18 protein-coding genes and 3 pseudogenes are annotated in these 21,238 nt (G+C 34.3%); 5 read left to right on the plus strand and 16 right to left on the minus strand.

The window, feature by feature from the left end:
* Positions 1–249: 249 nt before the first annotated feature.
* From HUW50_RS22250 to HUW50_RS22265, 4 genes and pseudogenes are all read right to left on the minus strand, one after another.
* Positions 250–525 (minus strand): annotated as a pseudogene (locus tag HUW50_RS22250) (NUDIX domain-containing protein); the annotation flags it as partial.
* A gap of 585 nt (positions 526–1,110) precedes the next feature.
* Positions 1,111–1,461: a transposase gene (locus HUW50_RS22255; RefSeq protein WP_185653296.1), complete on the minus strand. Its 351-nt coding sequence runs from the start codon at positions 1,459–1,461 to the stop codon at positions 1,111–1,113.
* Between the two features lie 152 nt (positions 1,462–1,613).
* Positions 1,614–4,566 (minus strand): annotated as a pseudogene (locus tag HUW50_RS22260) (Tn3 family transposase).
* A gap of 1 nt (position 4,567) precedes the next feature.
* A complete protein-coding gene (locus tag HUW50_RS22265) occupies positions 4,568–5,137 on the minus strand; it encodes a recombinase family protein (RefSeq protein WP_185653297.1) in 570 nt (189 codons plus the stop codon).
* 289 nt (positions 5,138–5,426) lie between these two features.
* On the opposite strand from HUW50_RS22265, the gene HUW50_RS22270 reads away from it, so the two are divergent.
* The 5 genes from HUW50_RS22270 to cdaS all read left to right on the plus strand — a co-directional run bounded on the left by HUW50_RS22270 (position 5,427) and on the right by cdaS (position 11,403).
* A complete protein-coding gene (locus HUW50_RS22270) occupies positions 5,427–6,941 on the plus strand; it encodes a spore germination protein (RefSeq protein ID WP_260445572.1) in 1,515 nt (504 codons plus the stop codon).
* On the plus strand, positions 6,934–8,037 hold the full coding sequence (locus HUW50_RS22275) for a Ger(x)C family spore germination protein (RefSeq protein ID WP_185653299.1): 1,104 nt from the start codon (positions 6,934–6,936) through the stop codon (positions 8,035–8,037). Before HUW50_RS22270 ends, HUW50_RS22275 begins: the two co-directional genes overlap by 8 nt.
* Before the next feature lie 18 nt (positions 8,038–8,055).
* Positions 8,056–9,162 (plus strand): GerAB/ArcD/ProY family transporter, encoded by a 1,107-nt coding sequence (locus HUW50_RS22280; protein WP_185653300.1) that lies wholly within the window; start codon positions 8,056–8,058, stop codon positions 9,160–9,162.
* Positions 9,163–9,381: 219 nt separating this feature from the next.
* Positions 9,382–10,707 carry a glycoside hydrolase family 18 protein gene (locus tag HUW50_RS22285; RefSeq protein ID WP_185653301.1) on the plus strand — a complete coding sequence of 442 codons (1,326 nt, stop codon included), beginning with the start codon at positions 9,382–9,384 and terminating at the stop codon, positions 10,705–10,707.
* Positions 10,708–10,779: 72 nt separating this feature from the next.
* Entirely contained in the window at positions 10,780–11,403 is a 624-nt protein-coding gene (gene cdaS, locus HUW50_RS22290; protein ID WP_185653302.1) for a sporulation-specific diadenylate cyclase CdaS, read from the plus strand.
* Positions 11,404–11,794: 391 nt separating this feature from the next.
* Here the strand turns inward: cdaS and HUW50_RS22295 are convergent, their stop codons facing one another.
* From HUW50_RS22295 to HUW50_RS22345, 12 genes and pseudogenes are all read right to left on the minus strand, one after another.
* Entirely contained in the window at positions 11,795–12,256 is a 462-nt protein-coding gene (locus tag HUW50_RS22295) for a hypothetical protein (protein WP_185654097.1), read from the minus strand.
* A gap of 14 nt (positions 12,257–12,270) precedes the next feature.
* On the minus strand, positions 12,271–12,765 hold the full coding sequence (locus tag HUW50_RS22300) for a CBO0543 family protein (protein WP_185653303.1): 495 nt from the start codon (positions 12,763–12,765) through the stop codon (positions 12,271–12,273).
* A 325-nt stretch (positions 12,766–13,090) separates the two neighbouring features.
* Positions 13,091–13,756, minus strand: coding sequence for an NAD(P)H:quinone oxidoreductase (gene wrbA / locus HUW50_RS22305; RefSeq protein ID WP_185653304.1), 666 nt, complete (start codon positions 13,754–13,756; stop codon positions 13,091–13,093).
* Between the two features lie 317 nt (positions 13,757–14,073).
* Positions 14,074–14,493 carry a DoxX family protein gene (locus HUW50_RS22310; protein WP_185653305.1) on the minus strand — a complete coding sequence of 140 codons (420 nt, stop codon included), beginning with the start codon at positions 14,491–14,493 and terminating at the stop codon, positions 14,074–14,076.
* Positions 14,494–14,531: 38 nt separating this feature from the next.
* Positions 14,532–15,137, minus strand: coding sequence for an alpha/beta hydrolase (locus tag HUW50_RS22315; protein WP_185653306.1), 606 nt, complete (start codon positions 15,135–15,137; stop codon positions 14,532–14,534).
* The gene (locus HUW50_RS22320) at positions 15,134–16,078 is read right to left on the minus strand and encodes a ring-cleaving dioxygenase (RefSeq protein ID WP_185653307.1); all 945 of its coding nucleotides are present in this window, start codon (positions 16,076–16,078) and stop codon (positions 15,134–15,136) included. The genes HUW50_RS22315 and HUW50_RS22320 overlap by 4 nt, the downstream gene beginning before the upstream one ends.
* A gap of 41 nt (positions 16,079–16,119) precedes the next feature.
* Positions 16,120–16,728, minus strand: coding sequence for a flavin reductase family protein (locus HUW50_RS22325; RefSeq protein ID WP_185653308.1), 609 nt, complete (start codon positions 16,726–16,728; stop codon positions 16,120–16,122).
* Positions 16,729–16,750: 22 nt separating this feature from the next.
* Entirely contained in the window at positions 16,751–17,689 is a 939-nt protein-coding gene (locus HUW50_RS22330) for a ring-cleaving dioxygenase (protein WP_185653309.1), read from the minus strand.
* Between the two features lie 45 nt (positions 17,690–17,734).
* Positions 17,735–18,071, minus strand: a pseudogene (locus HUW50_RS27430) (nitroreductase family protein); the annotation flags it as partial.
* A gap of 45 nt (positions 18,072–18,116) precedes the next feature.
* Positions 18,117–18,515, minus strand: a complete 399-nt coding sequence (locus HUW50_RS22335) for a DoxX family protein (RefSeq protein ID WP_185653310.1) — start codon at positions 18,513–18,515, stop codon at positions 18,117–18,119.
* Positions 18,516–18,572: 57 nt separating this feature from the next.
* Positions 18,573–19,001: a MarR family winged helix-turn-helix transcriptional regulator gene (locus HUW50_RS22340; protein WP_185653311.1), complete on the minus strand. Its 429-nt coding sequence runs from the start codon at positions 18,999–19,001 to the stop codon at positions 18,573–18,575.
* Between the two features lie 263 nt (positions 19,002–19,264).
* The gene (locus HUW50_RS22345) at positions 19,265–21,061 is read right to left on the minus strand and encodes a ribonuclease YeeF family protein (RefSeq protein ID WP_185653312.1); all 1,797 of its coding nucleotides are present in this window, start codon (positions 21,059–21,061) and stop codon (positions 19,265–19,267) included.
* Positions 21,062–21,238 lie beyond the last annotated feature (177 nt).

Genomic DNA, 21,238 nt, shown 5'->3' on the forward strand with positions numbered 1-21,238 from the left:
CTTCACTTTGAACCGACAAGGAGAATACTTTAATATGTCCGTAATTTTGGTAAATAGGATTATTGAATTTCTCTTTTCTATTCAAAATACTTTGTGTAATCTTTGTTTCTTTCACTACCAAAGATCCATCCTAAGTAGTTCTTTTAATCACTTCCAAAAAAAATGCTGATTTGACGTTAGGTTGTGTCAAAGACCTCACTAGCCCACCCAAAGTCTATTAGTGACTCCCTAAAAGCTGAACCGATCTTATTCACTATCAATTGGGTTTAGGTCACCACTTTTGATTTCACAATCAAAAACATAGGCATTATATTCAACTTTATGATCATTAGGATATTCATAACGAAAATCTTTACCGCTATGTACCCCTAATAACTATTAGGAATAACAATAAGTCCTGTCTCTTCCCAAACTTCACGAACAACTGCTTCTGTAGGTACTTCCCCAACTTCAATTTGCTCCTGCTGGAAGACTCCATTTCTCTCCATTGTTTCTCCACAATCTGGCGTGTTTTCTTATAATAATACAAAGTAATGTTTTGTATCTTTAATTGTTCAGGGTTTAGAAAAGCAATCATATCTCAAGCCATAAAGATCAAACCTTAGCCAAATTCTTGTGTGAAATTTGTGTGAAACAGATTCAAATCTTACCGTTTTCAACTTTATTACCACAAAAACAAAAAACTCACAAACGTTGATGTATCAACACTTGTGAGTGATTAATCTTTATTAAACTTAACCTAACATTATGTAATGGTACCGTTGGTCAGTGTCGAAACTTATGTTTAATATTATATATTGTCCGGTATCTTCCTTTCATGCCTTCAAAAACTCTGGCATTACATCAGGGTTGTTTCAAGTGAATCACTCAACATAGAGTCGATGCTATCAAATTACTGAATTAAGGTTCATGAGGGTTTATCAAGTTATACATATACAGAATCAGAGTCTAAATCATTTTCTTATTGTCTCACTAAAATATCAGCAGATTTAATATAAATTCAAGTAAAAAACCTTGAAAGGCATTTAGCCATTCAAGGTAATAGAATTCATTTAAACTATTTAAATATTTTTGTGCTCTTTATAAAAACCTCTGTAATAAAAATTCAAATTAGCTGTTGCTATCTCTTTCTTCTATGAATTCTAAAAACGTATCTTGCAGTTCTCCTTCTGTATCAATAGAATCAAGCAGTAATTTAGGTTCTAGCGAACAATCTTTTAAAGTTGAACTTCCATCAATTACTCCTAGCATGTTTGAAATAGTATCAATCATGGTTTGTTCAATTATCCTCATAAATGTATCTTTATTTTCGTCAGTTAAACTATCGTAAAAACCAATAGCTTTTTTCCAATAATCATCTGTTTTAGGAGTAACATTCGTTGTTTCATACAAGTTTTTGTATAGTTGAAGGTTCTCTTTAACTATGGACTCATAAAGTGATTTAACAAAAATTTCATTCATTTTATTTCCTCATTTCTGGATACATTTTTTTGTTTAATTCAATAAGGTCTTTTAGGGGTCCTACCAACAAAACGCGGAAAACATACGCTAAGCAAATTTCGACATGAAGAAAGCCGGTATTTCCTACGCTAAGGAATCATCGGCTTTTAGTATTATTGAACAAGAGGGCGTAGTGAATGTAAACTTGTTACTTTACTTGCATCAAAGTTGTATTCACCAAGAAAATTAATGTGTTCCCATCCTAACGGAGAAATATGTTTAAGTAAATCTTCTCTCAAATTCCCCTTTTTCCTTCAATAATTTTGTTGCTTCTGTAAGATAAACGGTATTCCATACGCTAATAGCGTTTATTAGAATATTTAAAGCACTTGCACGTTGTAGTTGGTCTTGTATTCCTCGTTCTCTTAACTCACCTCGTTTTCCAAAGAATAAGGCTCTTGCTAACCCATTCATGGCTTCCCCCTTATTTAGTCCTCGTTGAATTCGACGGCGTAGTGTTTCGTTAGATATGTAATCCAAAATAAAAATGGTCTTTTCGATTCTCCCCATTTCTCGCAAAGTAATTGCAAGTTTATTTTGTCTCGCATATGACCCTAATTTCCCCATAATAAGTGAACCAGACACTTTTCCTTCTCGAATAGAATGAGCTACACGCAATACGTCATCAAAATTCTCTTGAATAATTTTAGTATTAATACGACCACGGAGTATATTTTCTAGTTTTGGGAACTCATTTGGCATTTGGATGGTGAATAGCTTAGAGTCAGCTAAATCACGTAGCCTTGGTGCAAAACGAAATCCTAGTAAATGACTCAATCCAAATACTGAGTCGGCGTAGCCAGCTGTATCTGTAAAATGCTCTTCAATATTTAAATCAGTCTCATGATGAAGTAATCCATCGATAACGTGTACTGCATCACGAGCATTGGTATTAATGACTTTCGTATAAAAACTTGAAAATTGATCACTGGTAAATCGATAAATGGTTGCCCCTTTTCCAGACCCATAGTGTGGATTGGCATCGGCATGTAACGATGAAACACCAACCTGTACGCGCATTCCATCAGAGGAAGAGGTACTTCCATCTCCCCAATAGGAAGCTAGTTTAAGCTTATGTTGAAAATTTACTAATGTCGCTTGTGCACGACTTATAGCATCATCGAATAAACGCCATTGCGCTGCATTAGCCATTTGATGATAGGTAACTCCTGGTGTCGCTTCTGCCATTTTAGTAAGTCCTATGTTAGTTCCCATCGCCATAAGAGCAGCCATGAGAACTGCTTTTTCCTCTCCCTTTGGTGGGCGATTGGTTGAGGCATGTATCAACATTTCGTCAAACCCTGTCCAGTGTGCTACCTCTATTAAAAGATCAGTGAGCTTTATTCTCGGCAACATATTATATAAAGACAGGCTAAAAGCTCTCGCTTCTTCGGGTGTATTCTTCTCCAAACGGTCCACTCGGATCTTAGCCTTTTCGATATTTACTCCTTCTAGAGAATCAAGATTATTTGAAACCCATGTAAGGCGTTGAGCTAGTGACGTTCTTCTTTCCTCAAGATATTCATCTGCCGATGAACGAACGGCTAGTTTAGTTTCCGTAAGACGAGTTGTTGTCCACTCTTCTTTAGGAACAAGATACTCTTCAAAATCTTTATGGAGTCTACTACCGACTACGGATATGTCGCCTGAACGAATATGATTTTTCAACTCTGTTAGTGCAGCCATCTCATAATAGTGTCGGTTAATTATTCCATCATCACCATAAACATGGTTCTTCCAACGTTTAGGAATAAAATCTACCGGGGCATCATTTGGAATTTTTCTTTTACCAGATTCATTCATTTCATTTAGCGTCTTTAAGGCTTGCAATAATGGCTCTGTACCTTGTGTAGAACGAAATTCAAAAGATTTAAGAAAAGTAGGAGTATATTTTCTTAGATAAGAAAACCGATTTTCTAACAAATCTAGATAATCGTAATCCATCGGTCGGGCTAATTTTTGAGCTTCTTCGACAGAAGAAACAATTTTATCCCACGGCATAATCATTTCAATAGCATTAAATGGATCAAGCCCTTCATTTCGTGCTTGGATAAGTGCTGCACCAATATCTGCAAAATGTATGACTTTTTCATTCACTGCTCTTCCATTTTCTTTTTGCATTTCCTCTTGTGTTTTACGCCCTTTTGATTGCAAGATCATCATTTGTCGATCATGAATTTCAATTGCTTGGTCAATTAGATCTTGGCTTAGTGTTACTAGATAGGCAACAAGAATTGCATATTTCTTTTTTTCTTTAAACCTTCGAAATGAGTGTGGTTCATACCTTGCTCCAATACGAGATAATTGAAGTAAACGATTGGGATGGATTTGCTCTGAATTTATTTCTAATTTTAAATCTCGAATATATTCTAAGCGCTTTATTACTTTTAAAAAGGCTTCAGGTGAAGATTGGCCGGGAAGTTCTCTAAGCCATGATAAGGGGGTTTTTCTATTGTCTACAAAGGGATCTATAAGGTTATCTAACTTTTGTTTTTGCCATTTAGAAAGAGTACAAGTTAATGATTTAAAAATCCTTTCCTCTGCTCGTTGACGAGTTTCCCAAACAAGCCTTTCTATAGTAGTCATGCCAGGGAGAATAATTTTCTGATTCCGTAGTTCTTCTTGTGCTGTACGAAGAAGATACATTGAATTTCCATTTTGAAGGGCATGACTCAACAGAAACTGAGCTACCTTACGATAGTTCCCTAGGGAAAAATTTTGATAACCATAAACTTGACGGATTTCTTCCATATGTTCATGTTTAGTTGGCTCTCGTTGGGCATATAAAGAAAATGAATTAGGATTAACATTTATTTGTCTAGCTATGTATTCGATTATGTAATCTGGAATAGGTCCAACATCTGAAAGGGACCATCCAGGATAGCGTAGAACACATAATTGAACAGCAAAGCCTAAACGATTATGATCTCTTCTGTGTCGTTTAATAATTTCAAGGTCATATTGGGGAAAAGTATAATAAGTTTCTAGTTCACTTTCGCTCATATCAGCTGGAATTCGTACAAATTCCGTTCTTTGATCTTCTGTTAGTAATTCTTTCCCTCTCATGCTATAACTCCTTGCTAGATATCTTTTTCTTTTCTAGATAACGATATAAGGTTGTCGCTCCAATCCCTGTGGCCGTCTTAATTTGAGATAAAGAGTAATCTTTGCTTTCATACATTTTTATAGCAAGTTCTATATTCTTTAAATCTACCTTCGGTCTGCCTCCGTTTCTTCCCCTTGCTCTAGCAGCCGTTAATCCATCTTTCGTTCGTTCACTGATAATATCTCGTTCTAATTCTGCTATGCTGGCTAACATTCTGAAAAAGAACCGTCCCATAGCAGTTGTGGTATCTATCTTGTCTTGTATGGAAACAAAATGAATTTCCTTTGATTCGAAATATTCCATAAGCTCAATTAGATGTTTGGTACTTCGACTGATACGATCTAATTTATAAACAATGACCGTGTCATCTTTACGTAAACCTTTAAGTAGTTCATCTAATTGAGGTCGATTTTTCTTTTTACCTGATTCTTTTTCTTCAAAAATCTGATCCACTCCGTAGTGAGCTAATGCATCGAGTTGTAATGATAATGATTGATCTTGTGTACTCACGCGTGCATATCCAAATTTCAACAAAAATCCCCCCTTTTTATTACCTCAACTATACCAAAAAGGGGGAAGAGATAGATATATTGGTGTTTTGATTTTGGTTATATTTTTGGTTATATATTTAGGTAGTTTTTGAGTCTTTTTGAGATGTACCCTTTTTATAACCAAAAACGGTCGTTTATGGAACTATCTTATTGAACGAACGGGACAAGATAGTCAATAACCCCTTTAGCAAGGTTATAATGCATACCACCTTTTTATATGTACATAATAACTTTATCAACATGATTCATAAATAAGTGAGGATATGTCTGTGCCATTTTTAAAAGGACTTCTAAAAAAAAAGAATTCTAATAACCCATCTGAACCAAAATCAATTAGTGTTATCTTTCAACAAGCTAGAAAGTCTAGCGATTTTCATCAATTTTCTCCTATTGAAAATCAGGATAAAATTCTAATCAGTTATTATAAATCCATGGTAGATGCAGAGAAAATCAATCGACTCCTCCTCCCGGCCATTCAAAAGAACGTTGAAATAATTAAACATTTAAATGATATAAAAAATATAATACCATTTGATGATATAAATGTTACAAGTAATACTTCAGATGTTGAAAAAAGGCTTATGAAGGGATATGTAATTATCCAGTTAAAGGAATTAGACAATAACTTTCTTACTGTAAATGTTGAAAACGGTAATCTTGGCTACCGCCAGAACAATGACACAGAAAATGAATTTAGTGTTGTCGGGCCAAAAATCGGATTTGTAGAAAACATTGATATCAACATACATTTATTGAGAAAGCAAATTGCCATCCCTGATTTAGTTTTTGAAGAAATTATAATGGGGTCTATGTCTAAAACAAAGGTGGTTATCGCCTATTTAGATGGAATTACCAATCCACAACACATCCAAACCGTACGCCAACGGCTAAAGAAAATAGATTTCGATGTGATTTTTGATAGCTCTCAAATTGATCAAATGATTTCAGATAACTCAAATACACCTTTTCCCATTTTTTTATCTACAGAGCGAATTGACCGTGTTACTTATGCGGTTATAAACGGACAAGTTGCTATTTTAACGAATGGTTCCCCTTATGTCGTTACTGGACCGTCAACGTTAATGGATTTTTTTATTTCACCAGAAGATTATTATCTACCCTGGGTAGTGGGATCTTTCTTTCGAATTATACGCATTATTGGTGTGATTTTCTCAATCTTTGCCACTCCGTTATATGTTGCCGTATTAACATATCATTATGAAGTTATACCAGGAGATTTACTTGGACCTATTATCAGCTCCAGAGCAAATGTTCCGTTTCCACCCGTATTGGAGGTCATTTTTTTAGAAATTACGATTGAATTGCTGCGTGAAGCTGGGGCACGCTTACCAACCAAGATTGGACAGACGTTAGGTATTGTGGGAGGTATTGTTATTGGACAGGCAGCCGTAGAAGCAGCGTTAACAAGTAATATACTGCTGATAATTGTTGCGTTATCGGCACTCGCCTCTTTTACAACACCTATCTTTAAAATGGCTAATACCGTCCGTCTATTACGTTTTCCATTCATAGTAGTTTCAGCTTTTTGGGGTGGCTTTGGAATCGTTATTGGATTTATTCTTCTTTTAGGTCATTTATTAAAGTTAAAATCTTTAGGAACTCCATATTTGGTTCCTCTTTACCCTTTTAGAATAAAGAATTTTCGAGACAGTTTTATTCGTTCGTCATACCAATATACAACAACTCGAAGTAAATTTTTAAAACCACTTTCACTAAGACGATATACACCGAATCAAGACAAGGAGGATCTTAATAATGAGTAGCCAAAAGCGCAAAATCATTTGTTGTATATTCTGCAGCCTTTCTCTACTCATATTTGTTTTGTCAGGTTGTAATCGTGGGAAAATTGTTGATGATATACACATGCTTTCAATTATAGGATTCGACAAAGAAGATCAAGATTATATTGGAACAGCTCTGTATTCCGACTATACAGAACAAAAACAAGGGAAAATTTATTCATTGCAAGGACATGAAAAAAATACGAAATTGATTCTCAAAGATATTAACAATCAATCTCCAAAGCCTATTGAGATCGGTAAGTTACAACTATTGATATTTAGTAGAAATTTGGCGAAGGATAGTATCTCGCATTTTGTCAAAACAATTTGTAGAGACCCTTTGATCGGTAGCAACTTGATCATTGCTGTTTCAGAAGCGCCAACTGAAAAAATTTTAAACAATCTTACAAAAGAGGGAAATGACTACCTTCCTAATTTGATCGAACATAACTTTAAATCAGGAAATGTACCAGTTTCTAATCTGCAAATATTTTTGTTTGATTATTATGGAGAAGGAAGAGATGTATCTGTTCCTTTTATAAATCTAAATGAACATGGGAAAGTTGAAGTTGATGGATATGCTGTTTTTAAAAAAGATCGTTTGTCACTCGTCTTAGATCAAAAAGAGATGCTTCTCTATAAAATATTACAAGCAAGATCGATGAATGGGGATATGGATTTTAAGGTAAGTAAAGAACAACAAGAGGATCTAGCTGTATTAACAAGCATTTATGGAGAAAAGATTGAATCTGTATCAAAACTTGAAACCGAGCCAAAGGTAACATATAACATAACATTACATGGAATGGTTAAAGATTATCCAGGTTGGTTAGATTTGAGAAGAAAGGAAAACTATAAATTATTAACTAGGCAGTTAGAAAAGCAAATGAATAATGATCTTTCAAAACTTTTGTTAAAATTCCAAGATCATGAGGTCGATCCTTTAGGTGTTGGGGATTTGGTCAGGGCACACAGGAAAAAATGGAATGAAGAAGAATTTTATGAAACCGTATATCCAAAGGTAACATTCGATATTAATCTTAGCATTCAACTACATCAATCAGGGATTGGAGAGTAGACATTTTGGTGGTTTATTATGAGTAAACAAGTAAAGGAAAGTCTAACTGTTTCTCCCTTTTTTTTATTTTTTCTTATCCACGGCGCACAGACTGGTGTAGGCATGCTGAGTTTTCAAAGTAAAATAGTAATAGGTGCAGATCAAGATGCATGGGTTTCCGTATTATTAGTTGGTTTCAGTTTTCATCTCATTATTTGGTTGATGTATTTTCTGTTAAAGAAATCAAACAATGGAGATATTTTATCCTTACATCAACAGCTGTTTGGAAAATGGATTGGCAACATTTTCAATCTTTGTTTTTATGGATATATAATTTTAACGGTTTCAACAATAGTACGTTCGTACGTAGAAATTTTACAAGTTTGGGTTTTTCCATATGTCCATCTATGGGAGTTATCACTAATTATTGTGTTGGCTTCTACATATATTGTTTCAGGTGGATTCAGAGTGGTTACGGGCATGTGTTTTTGGGGAGTAGTGCTACCTAGTGTTTTACTTGTGACCCTTTATTTTCCATTAAAATATGCAAACTGGAATAATTTACTTCCCCTTTTGAACCATAGCTTAGGTGATTATATCGTTTCAGCAAATCAAACAATCACCAATTACTTGGGACCCGAATTATTGTTAATCTATTTTCCTTTTATTAAAAATAATCATGATTCCCAGAAATGGGCTCATATTTCAATCGCCTATACAACCGTTCTATATTTTATTATTACAATTGTGTCGTTTGTATATTTTAATATTCGACAGTTGGAACATACAGTATGGCCAACCCTGATTTTATCAAAAATAATCCGGTTGCCTTTCATTGAAAGATTTGAATACATTTATATATTTGCATGGCTTTTAGTCATCTTACCTCCTTGTTGTGTCTTTTTGTGGGCTGGAACAAGAATTTTAAGGACAACAATAAACCTTAAACCTAAAACATCTTTATGGATATCAAGTGCCATAGTTTTTGTTATTGTTATTAATTTAAAAAGTGAAATTAGTATTGAGAACATTAATTCATGCCTAACAACTACAGGCTTAATTTTTTTATACTGTTACATTCCAACATTATTTTTCTTGTTGAACATCATCAACTTTTTTAAGAAGAGAAAAAGCTTAGAAAATTAAGCTTTTGTACCGTATATAATACACCATTACATCTAGGGGTCCTACCAACAAATGCAAAGTGATAGTTTGATAAATTCATAAATGCTTCTTTTAAACAGAGCTTAAACAAAATATCAGACAATAGTTACAATGGTAAAATACGGTAATGAAATAACTGTCTAACATTAATATAACTACATATACTATTTTTCATAAGAAACTTCTTCAGGAGGAATGTATATGAATAAAAAAATTTTGTTTATGTTAATAACCATTACTATTGTTCTATTTGCGCCTACTTTAACTCAAGCACAAGTAATATTTGAAGTGAAATCTGGTGATAGTCTCGATAAGATATCTAAACAATACGAACTAAATAGAGATGAAATAGCCAAGCTAAATGGTTTAGCTAAAAATGCTCAACTTGTATTAGGACAAGCTCTTGTCATTCCAGGTTCAAATTATTATGTTCAACCAGGCGAGAGCTTGTGGGAAATTGCTTATCGTCATTCCATCAGTGAGGAACAAATAATAAGCAATAATCAACTAAAAAGCAAAGGAATTGTACCAGGACAAAAGCTAAACATTCCTCACTCCAAGCAAAAGAAAATTTGGACTGGAACTTATTTTGTTCCTAAGGATAAAAATACAAATGCTTGGATTCTAAGTAATTATAGCAACACTCTATCAAGTATATTTGTTTTTGAGTATAAACCAGATTACGAAGGAAATATAATTGGGCTAGAAGAAAATGATGCACATAAACTCGCCTGGAAACAAAATTTACCCCCTTACGCAACACTTTCAAATTTAAGCGAAAAAGGTTTTGACCCTGATTTAACCCATCATTTAATAAGTAACTCTTGGCGAAGAAAAAATTTTATAAATAATATTCATTCACTCTTACACAGTAATGATTATAAAGGAGTAGTAATAGATTTTGAACAGGTAAGACATAAAGATCGTTCTAACCTAAATAAATTTATAAAAGAATTAGCTAAAAAACTACATTCTTCAGGGATGGAAGTATTGATGGCAGTCCCTCCAAAACAGGGAGATCAATTACCATCCCACTCAACAGCATATGATTATAGTACACTTGGCAAATACCTAGATAAGATGTTTTTAATGACATATGATTGGCATTGGCCTGGTGGGCCATCGGGTCCGATTGCTCCTATAGATAAAGTAAAGGAAACCCTAAATTATGCAACATCAGTAGTACCACGATCAAAACTTATGCTTGGTATCCCACAATACGCATATGATTGGACTATTTCTGGAAATAAAAGGGCTGGAAAAGCCTACTCAACTCAACATGCAATAGACCTATATATAGGGTATGAAAGCCAAATTCATTACGATGAAAATGCTGCTGCACCATGGTTTCGTTATACCGATAAGTACGGTACGTTACATGAAGTTTGGTTTGAAGATCCCCGTAGTCTTTTGAAAAAATTTCGACTTGTTAAGGAATATAACTTAGCAGGCATGGGGTGCTGGCATTTAGGGTTAACCATGCCTCAAACAGAAGAATTATTGTTAGAAGAATTTAAGGTGAAATAATTTAAAGTCTATCTGGGTGATGATAGAACATATCTCACCCTTATTTTTTAATTGAAATGGGGTTTAATTTGCATGAATGAAACAGATTGCGACTTTTCACCACTTAAACACCAATTAATAGAAGGTCTACAAAATGTTTCGGCTGAAATTAACAATGGCATAGAATCATTAGAAAATGAAAACTATTGTCTTTTAGGAAATCTTGAGGACATCAAGGAAAGATTTGAACAAATAGAAACTGTAGCTGCGTCTTTTTATTTAAATTGTTATCTATCTCCATTTACTGACAAATATTTAGATTTATCTACTTGTATCCAACATCTTTCCAATCAAAGACATGGTGCATTAATTGTAATTGAGCGTAATAATCAACTGGATTCTTTAATCCGACCTGGTACTCCTATTGGTGCAACATTGACACATTCATTATTGGAATCAATTTTTTACCCTGGAAATCCCCTTCACGATGGTGCTGTTTTAGTTCGTACTAATCAAATATTGTCTGCAGCAAACGTTTTACCTTTGTCTAATAGAGTTGTAAGTGAAAAAAAACTAGGGACTCGTCACCGTGCGGCATTGGGTTTATCAGAAAAAAGTGATGCTCTTGTTCTGGTTGTTTCTGAAGAAACAGGAAGGGTTTCTTTTGCTGTTGATGGGAAGCTTTATCCTATTATAACTACTAGCTCTTTACTATAAATTTTTGCAAAGACTTTTCTTAATGGACGAGGGAATTCCAAATAACAAAAATTCTTATTGGCTTATCGTTAGGAGTTACGAATTATAGGAATAACTACCAATAAAATGTCACTTTTTAAGTTTCAAAATTAATACCCTGATTAACTGTACATTTCTTATTTGTTACTAAAAAAGAGCCAATCGAACATTATCGATTGCTCTCTTGAATTTAATTAGGATTAGTTTTTTATCCCATTCCACAAATAATAATACTTAAACAATATGCTATTAAATAGTGAATCATTTACTATTGTTCTTGAACGTACTGTACAAACTAAACTTATGGAAAAAAAGAGGTTTAAAGCTAAAATGATACCTAACATTAATTCACGAGGATAACAACCCTTCATGGTTATTGGACTTTGAATTTCAACAGCAAATAACGTATAAAAAACCCTATTGCCAATCCTGGTATTAAAGACAACATTGGTAGCCAAATGGGACCGAATGATATACCGAAAAATATATTTGGTGAGTACATAAGACCTACTGTGACAAAATAAGCTCCAAAAGCAAATGGAACAAACGATAACCTTGGATTTTCTCCTTCTGCAAATTTATAAGCATCATACATAGCATACATATATACACAAGGATAAAACATAAGCCATTGGTAATTAACCACTCCATAAGCCTCAGTTATCTTCCCTAAGAAACTATACATAATGGCTTGATTAAATGAGCTCATTATATTAATAGTGAATTCTAAAATAATAAAGATAATTCCCTTTAATAGGTGCCCATTTAAAAGTTGTCCAAAACCAGGTAAAGCAATGCTCCAAAGTATTGCTTCTAACTTATCTGTTTTTTTTATCATAATATCAACCTTTAATTATTGGTTATATTTTGATTTTGATTTTGCTTTAATTTATCTAATTTCTTTAATAATCCAACAAAACCTCTAATTGTAAATAAGGTGAGATTTACACTTCCAAAGGTATGGAGTGGTGACCATTTTTTCCATTTGAATAATCTAGAATTTTTTTCAAAATACCATTGACCCAAACTCATTGGAACACTAAAGATTAAACTTTTCAAGAGCAGTTTGCCAAAATTATCGTTATATGTAATTTTGACCCAGATGACACTTAAAATCGGAAAGAATAAAACATCATAAATAATATTTGTTTTAAAGATTTTTGGAAAAGGACGAACTGGATAGGCAACTCTTTGGGTTCCAACAACATAAGCATCAATAAGAGTTGCAAGAACTCCTTTTGAGAAAAAAATAAGTAAATTTTCTCTCATCTTTGAGCCTCTAAACAAAAATGGTAAGGAAACTATGCACAATACATTAAGTAGGTTTAACAATTTTTTTTCCATAAAGGTACCATCCTTCTCAAGGAATATTTGATACCTTTAAAATTCCCAATTCCAATAAGTATTATCCTTTTCTCTTTTCAAGATTCGATCATCATATATTCCAATCGAATATATGTACGGTTGCACTTTTGTCTATGACTGATTTACCACCTTAATCATACTGCAAGCATAAAATATCCGTTTTATCTGAAGGCACCTCAAAGGAAGTAATATATATTCTTACTATCATTCTCGATTATTGAATTAACTCGCAAATCAAATTTTTTATTAACAGCTTAAAAAAGAGCTAACCAACATAACTTGATTAGCTCTAAATAATAATATTTTACTGATTCCCTTTTTTCACCCATTCAGCTACTGTAACAGTACGTTTTGCTTGATGTTTAACAGCAGCTTCCACATCTTCAATCATTTTTCCATCCTGATTAACGGTAACGCTTGTTCCATAAGGGTTTCCACCTGCTCCAAAGATTACAGGATCTGTATAGCCAGGAGTGGCTACAATTGCACCCCAATGGTACATTGTTGTATAAAGTGATAGAATAGTTGCTTCCTGACCACCATGAGCATTTTGTGCAGAAGTCATTGCACTTACCACTTTATTAGCAAGTTTTCCATTAAACCAAAGACCACCAGTTGTATCTAGGAATTGTTTCATTTGTGATGGCATATTACCAAATCGAGTTGGTACACTGAAAATAATTGCATCTGCCCATTCCAGGTCATCTAATTTTACCTCTGGCACATCTTTTGTTGCTTCTACATGAGCTTTCCAAACTGGATTCCCTTCGATAGCCGATTGTGGAGCAAGTTCAGGAACTTTTAATACTTTTACCTCCGCCCCAACTTCTTTCGCACCTTCTTCAGCCCATTTTGCTAATTGATAGTTAGTTCCACCCATGCTGTAATAAATTACTGCTAATTTTACGTTTGTCATTTTTTCAGTCTCCTTTTTTGTTGAGTTTCCAAATAATTTACTTAAAATACCCATTGTTAACACCGCCTAAATCTTTATTGTTTAATCCTCAGTCTATAAAAACCACCCCTTCCAAAGTATCCCCGAATATAATGCCCTAAAAATGTACAGTAGAATACATAAGTGAGCCTTAATGTTCTTAGTAGAAGGGTTACTATGGAATTAAGTAAATAGTTATTTTTTCATATTTTTATAATATGATAAAAACTGAGTTTGATACGAAATCATAATTCTTAATTCAAAATATTATTAGTTCAAGATAAAATATATAATAAACTTTTTATAAATTCATATTTTAATGTTCATCTAATTCGAATTTTTCTTCTAATTTTTTAAATTGGTTTTGTAACGTTTTGGTCCTTACTAAAAATCAAATGACCCACTGAAAATGCCTTACTTCCATTGATTACAAGATAAACTGCCATTGCCAATAAGGCTAAATCTAATTCATATCCTGCCATTTGACCATTACCTAATAAGCCAACTGAAAGTTTTACTTTTAGTGTTGCTCCAAGCATTAACAGTCCAAACAAAGCAGAGATAAGTCTTGTTGCCAATCCTACGATTAATGCAATACCACCAATCATCTCAAACAAAGCAACTCCGTATGCCATAAATCCTGGCAAACCAATACTATCAAACCACCCTACAATATTTTCAATCCCACCTTTGAATTTTACTAACCCATGGATAAAAAATAATGTTCCTAATGTTACACGTAAAATAAGTGCACCTAATTCGTTTTTAAACATAACTTAACCTCCAAAAAAATTTTCATTTTAATATTTTATTACAAATTACGATACCACTGTGCCGCAGCTTCAACTTCTTCTACTGTCAATTGATGGCCTCTATTTTCCCAATGAAGTTCTACATCTGCATTTGCTTTTTCTAATAACGATTGCAGTTCAGAAGATTCCATTGGTGAGCAGATTGGATCATTTGTCCCAGCTGCAATAAACACAGACTTCCCTGACAAATCAGGAAGATCAACTCCTTTTCTCGGTACCATTGGATGATGAAGAATCGCACCCTTTAATGCATGTTGGTAGTGAAATAATAAACTTGAAGCTATATTAGCACCATTTGAATAACCAATGGCAATAATATTATCTCGGTTAAAACCATACTTTTCTGCTGCTTCATCAAGAAACTCATTTAATTCCTTAGTACGGAAAATAAGGTCTTCTTCATCGAACACACCTTCAGCTAATCTTCGAAAGAATCGAGGCATTCCATTTTCCAATACATTCCCTCTGACGCTTAACACTGAAGCCTCAACATCAATTCTTCCAGCAAGAGGTAACAGGTCTAATTCATTTCCGCCAGTACCATGAAGTAATAGTAACGTTGGTTTAGTTAGATCTTTTCCCTTATTAAAAATATGTTTCATCATTTATCTCCCTCCAGAACACGAACTTCCACACTAGGTAAGGTTTCTTCTAATTCTACTCGCTTTGACTCTAGCCAAGATGGTAACATGAGTTTATTTCCAAGTTTAGCGACAGGTTCATCAACTGAAAAGCCTGGTGGGTCGGTGGCTATTTCGAAAAGTATACCTCCTTCTTCATGGAAATACACTGCTTTGAAATAGTTTCGGTCACGAATTTCAGTCGGATAATATCCCTTGTCTTGAAGAAGCGATCTCCATCTTAGAAGATCTTGTTCATCCTTTGCCCTCCATGCTATATGGTGAACAGTTCCAGCTCCCATAAGCCCACGAACCGAAGGAGTTAGCTTAATATCAATGATATTTCCAAGATTCCCTTCAGATCTAAATCTAAGAAATCCTTCTTCATCACTAATGCATTCGAGTCCCAATATATTTTCTAGAACATTCGCAGTTTTATTAGGTTGTGCTGAAATTAAAGTAGCTCCACCAAAACCTTTAATCGCATTCTCTGCTTGAATTCTCCCAAAGTTCCAATTATTTATTGGTCCTTCATTTCGTTCTATAATTTCAAGCTGGAGCCCATCAGGATCGTTAAATTTTATATTTTTTTCACCAAAGCGTTCGGATGAACTAAATTCAATACCGAATTTTTGTAAACGTTGTTCCCAGAAATTAATTGATCCTACTGGAATAATAAAGCTAATGACTCCGACCTGACCTGTTCCAATTCGACCTTTTAACTGCTTAGCCCATGGAAAAAAAGTAATAACAGTTCCTGATTGACCAGTTTCATTACCAAAATAGAGATGATACACTTCTGGACGATCAAAATTTATCGTCTTTTTTACAAGTCTTAACCCAAGTACGCCCGCATAAAAGTCAATATTTCTTTGGGCATCGTTAACCATCGCTGTTATATGATGGATACCTGTTGTTTTTTGCACTCTTATCTTCTCCATTCTTTTAATTCGTTTTGTTCAAGCAATTAATTTGGTCGCTCTATGGAAAAAATCTCACCTATTTTCGCATAATTTGTACCAGCTAATCTACTCACAGCAGCTAAGCCCTTTGGATCAATTCTTCCATTTTTATAAAGATCATTTTCAATATGAAATTGAACAACTTTTCCGATGATAAGATCACAACCAGGTGAATCCAAACCTCCCAATTCTAAAGAATGTTCTAAGATACATTCCATTCGAATTTTGGCTTCTTTTACACCCGGTACTGAAATTTTCTCACTTTTAACTGGAGTTAATTTCCCTAACTCTATTTCACTTTGATTAGGAGGAAGGGTAGCAGCTGTTTTATTTATTTTTTCAACATTTTGTTCATCAACTATATGAATAACAAATTCCTTTGAATCGATGATGTTTCTCGTTGTATCCTTTTGTCTTCCCTCTGACCGTTGAATTGATAATGAAATCATCGGGGGATTTGATGATACGATATTAAAGTAGCTAAATGGTGCACCATTTAAAACGCCATCCTTTGAAACTGTTGTGACAAAAGCAATAGGTCTTGGTATTATGCTACCTATTAGAAATTTATAATTTTCTCTTTCGGTATTTGTGGTTGGGTCAATCGAAAGCAAAGAAATCATTCCTTTCGTAAAGTTAATCTAACTCTCTAACTTCAAAGGGAAGTACAACTTGTTCAATCTTATCTCTATGGGGTTCATATTGTTCAGGTAACATCAATTTTTCTCCCATCGTCTCTTGGGATTCATCGTGAGCGAATCCTGGAGTATCCGTTGCAATTTCAAATAGTATTTCCCCATCCTCTCTAAAGTAAATAGCATTAAAATAGTTTCTGTCCTGAACAGGAGTAACACCATATCCAAAACCCTCAACATACTTTTTCCAATCAAGTTGATCTTGGTCATCACTAGCCCGCCACGCAATATGGTGTACTGTACCTACACCCATTTGCCCACTGCCAATGGGTGTTAATTTTAAGTCAATTACATTTCCTATATCACTAGAAGAACGAAAACGAACAAAATCTCCTTCTTTTCCGACTTGCTCAAGCCCCATTACTTTTTCTAACAGTTCAGCTGTTTTTTCTGGCTGTTTTGATAATAGTGTTGCTCCACCAAACCCTTTAATTGCTACATCAGGTGTGACTTCGCCAAAATGCCAAGTATTCACTTCCCCTTCTTCTCTTTCAACAATCTCTAAATGAAGTCCATGGGGATCATCAAATTCTAAATATTGCTCTCCAAAGCGTTCTATTTTTGTGAAAGGAATATTGAACCTTTCTAATCTATTTTCCCAAAACTCCATGGCTCCAATAGGAACAACATATGAAGTGACCCCTACTTGACCATCGCCGATTTTTCCTTGATACGCATCACTCCAAGGGAAAAAAGTAATAATTGTTCCTGGTTTTCCTCCTTCATTTCCGAAATATAGGTGATAAGTACCTGGGTCATCAAAATTTACAGTTTGTTTAACTAAACGCAATCCTAATACACCTGCATAAAAATCTACATTCTCTTGTGGATGACCTACAATTGCTGTGATGTGGTGAATCCCTATTGTTTTTTTAGTCATTTAATTTTCACTCCTTTTTAATAAATTTAAGTGAAACAGTATCTTGACCCCATGATCATACTCCTGTTTATTCACAACCATAACATCTTCAAACCTTCATAGATTTCTGAAGCCTAATGAAATGCCTTTTTATCACCTAGTACTAGGATATCTGCTGAAGCATTGGATACTTTATATTGCCCATTTATAGCCTTCCTTAATTTCTCTTTTATAGTTGGGGCAATAACCTTTAAAATAATTTGTATGTTGAAGATTAAAAGCTGATGGTCTCAAGTTTAACCAACTCATATATTTCATTTAGTTCTTCTGTTTTAAAAGATTGATCTGGAATAAAGTTACTTGCTGACCTCCTATCTTTTACCAACTGTATAAAATCAGCCATTCCTAAACATAACCTTTAATTAAAGAATCTCTATTTCGAGATATTTTAGAATAAAAAAGCATCTAAAGCGTATTGACCAGGACCTATTAAAGCTATACCGATGGCTACCACTAACAAGGTCAGGTTATACTCATAGCCATTTTGTGTTGACCATAATCCATTAGGACCATGCACCTTTACAATCGCCATTACCATTGTTGCTGCAATCATAATACCAGCAAAGGGTGTTAGAAGCCCTAGAGCAAATAACATCCCTCCAATTAATTCTGCTAATCCTGCAAGGAGAGCCATTGCCACGCCTGGTTTAATACCAAGAGATTCCATCCAACCTCCAGTACCTTTTAATCCATGACCACCGAACCAACCAAATAATTTCTGTGCACCGTGACCTACAAATAATACACCAATTACCAACCTAATTATTAATAAACCAATATTTATCATCTTTAAATCCTCCTAATATTTTATTTATCTTTAATTCGAGATATTTTTCCGAAAAAATTATGTTTCCACTTTTTTACTTACTTTTTCCAAAAGTTTGACCATTATTTGTGACTCATCATCATTTAGAGATCCAAATATGTAATTAACCAAATCTCGATGGTTAGGCATGATTTTTTTCATTAAATAAATTCCATCTTCTGTTAACATCACATGTATTACTCGTCGGTCATCAGGGCATGCATTTCGGTTTAATAAACCCTTCTGTTCTAATTTATCTATAACATAAGTCATGGAACCACTAGAAATTAGGATGCTATTACCAATCTGCTGAATGGTTTGTTTCCCCTTAAGATAAAGCACCTCTAATACGGAAAATTCTGTAAGGTTTAGATTGTTTTTAATCATTTCCATTCTTATTCGCTCCTGGATTGCTTTGGTTGTTTGCATTAATATTAAATAGGGCTGGTTTGTACATTTTCCTTCCATATAACCACCTCCCAACAAGTAAATTCAAAATAAAATGTCTCAAATTTAAATATCTTGAATATGAGATAATTTTAATACTTTTATTTTTTTGTGTCAATAACCTTTTTATATTTGTGTATTTTTGTATTTCATTTCTCAGAGGAGCTGAAACATTGGTGAATACCATCAATCCTGACATTTCGTTCGCCCTAGATGTAGGAGTTGCAGGACAAATTAAAGAAATCAACGGGAAGATACATTAAAATAAAAAAGCCGATGATTCCTTAGCGTAGGAAAAATAGGCCTTTTTTATGTCGAAATTTGCTTAGCGTATGTTTTCCGCGTTTTGTTGGTAGGACCCCTTTTAATGCAGAATTTGATATGTCATCATAGACTCTTCTAAGTTCAATAATATCCCTTGCCAATAACTGTCTAGGATTCTCTATTCCTTTGGTACTTCTTGAAACTATACCATTAGGGCCTTTTATGGTATGACCGACCTTTGGAACATTTATAGCAGGAGCAGTATTTGGATCATAATTATCTACTAATTTCTTCATTGCTGCTTTCTGCCCTGCATGATGGGCATCAAGTCCTTCTACTCCTTTAATATCCTTATATGCTCCAACTTGATATTTACCCGTACCCTTATTTACACCACTCCAAGTAAACTTCGATAAAACCCGTTCTAAAACCTTCTTAACCGCTTCAGTATCCATCACTTTAAACGGGATCTTTGTACCTTCACCATTTAAACTGTAAGCCAAATTGTTATTATCATTCATTTCATTCAACAAAACGTGAATGCCGCCTCTTACCTCACCAACAACATAATTCATATGTGATTTTGTCTTTGAAGTTAGTTTATGAGCTTTATCAATCGTCTTCTCAAGAACCAAGTTCCGATCCTGTAAACTCGGTGTCTTAGACGCACGCACAATCGGCTTCGCTCCACCTACTAGAATACTAGCTAATCCTATACTACTTAACCAATGCTCTTTTGAAAAGCTTTCTTCTGGGTTTATCGCACCATTTCCAAGATCAAGAGTTCCCATGCTTATGTAATTGACAAAGTCATAGGGGGAATTCATTGCGACATGTGCTCTGTCTTCCATGCCTTGATACATTGTTTTAGCTGTGTCAAAAGATCCTATAGTTAGGTAATGTCCAAAGTCGTATATGGAATCAAATTTCTTTTCGTTCCGAGCTTCTAGGCCATCCCAAAAGTCGTTTCCGATTTCTTTGAAACTATGTATCGATTTTTCAATCGGGTTTAATTTTGCAAATTCTGCTTTTTCCCTTTCTCTAGTTTCGATCTCAGCTTCGATTTCTGCTTGTTGTTTTCGGACCTCTTCTTGGTTCTTTTTGTATGCTAAATAATTGATTGTTTCTTGTTCAGCCTGTGCTTTTAATTGATACACGTCACTTGCTTTATAGGCTGCTGAATTGAAATGAATCGGCGAGATCATGTTACCTTGACGAGATGCCTCAATTAATTGCTGAAAAAGAGTGATGACGTATTGCTCTTCACCTTCTGATAACTTATATTCTGATGTTAAATCTTGATCAAGTTGATTGACAGCATCAATGGTGTCTTTTCGGTCTTTATCAGCTTTTTCAATATTGTCATCGAAGCTATTTGTTGAAAAGGCGTTAAGGGGTATGAGGTCATCAATCCGATTAAATATCTTTTGCAGCTCATCTTGTTGACTTGCGACCATTTCCTTATGGTTTCTTATGTGATGCGCCAGTTCATCTTCAAGAAATGGAAGGTGGACTACTGTATTTCCCGATAGATCCTTCTCGTCAGTACTTCCCTCAATTCCGTTTAAAAAAGCAATGTGTCGATCTATAAGACGGAGCCATGCTTCTACAACATCGATTTGCGCACGGTAAAATCCCTTGATGGCATCAGCTCCCTTACCTTTGAACTGATCATCTAGATTTACGATGTCATTGCATTTCCTTTTTACCTGTTCAAGCTGCTGTCTTAAATGATTGTATTCTTGTAGTCTAATTTTCATTGTATGTATAAATGGTTTAGAAGCTAGTACCTTCACAATTGTATTCTTCACCTCCATGTTTTCTACTTCCTATGTTGCACCAATGAAGTATTGATACATTTTTATGTAATAAATATTAGGATGCATTTTTTCTACTATTTACCAATATCATAGATTGTAAATTTAGTACATAAATTAAACGATTTCATTAATGAAATCAGGAATATTCACCAAAGAAAGATATTTCCTACCGTA

The organism is Metabacillus sp. KUDC1714 (genome assembly GCF_014217835.1).
Lineage (GTDB): Bacteria > Bacillota > Bacilli > Bacillales > Bacillaceae > Metabacillus > Metabacillus rhizosphaerae.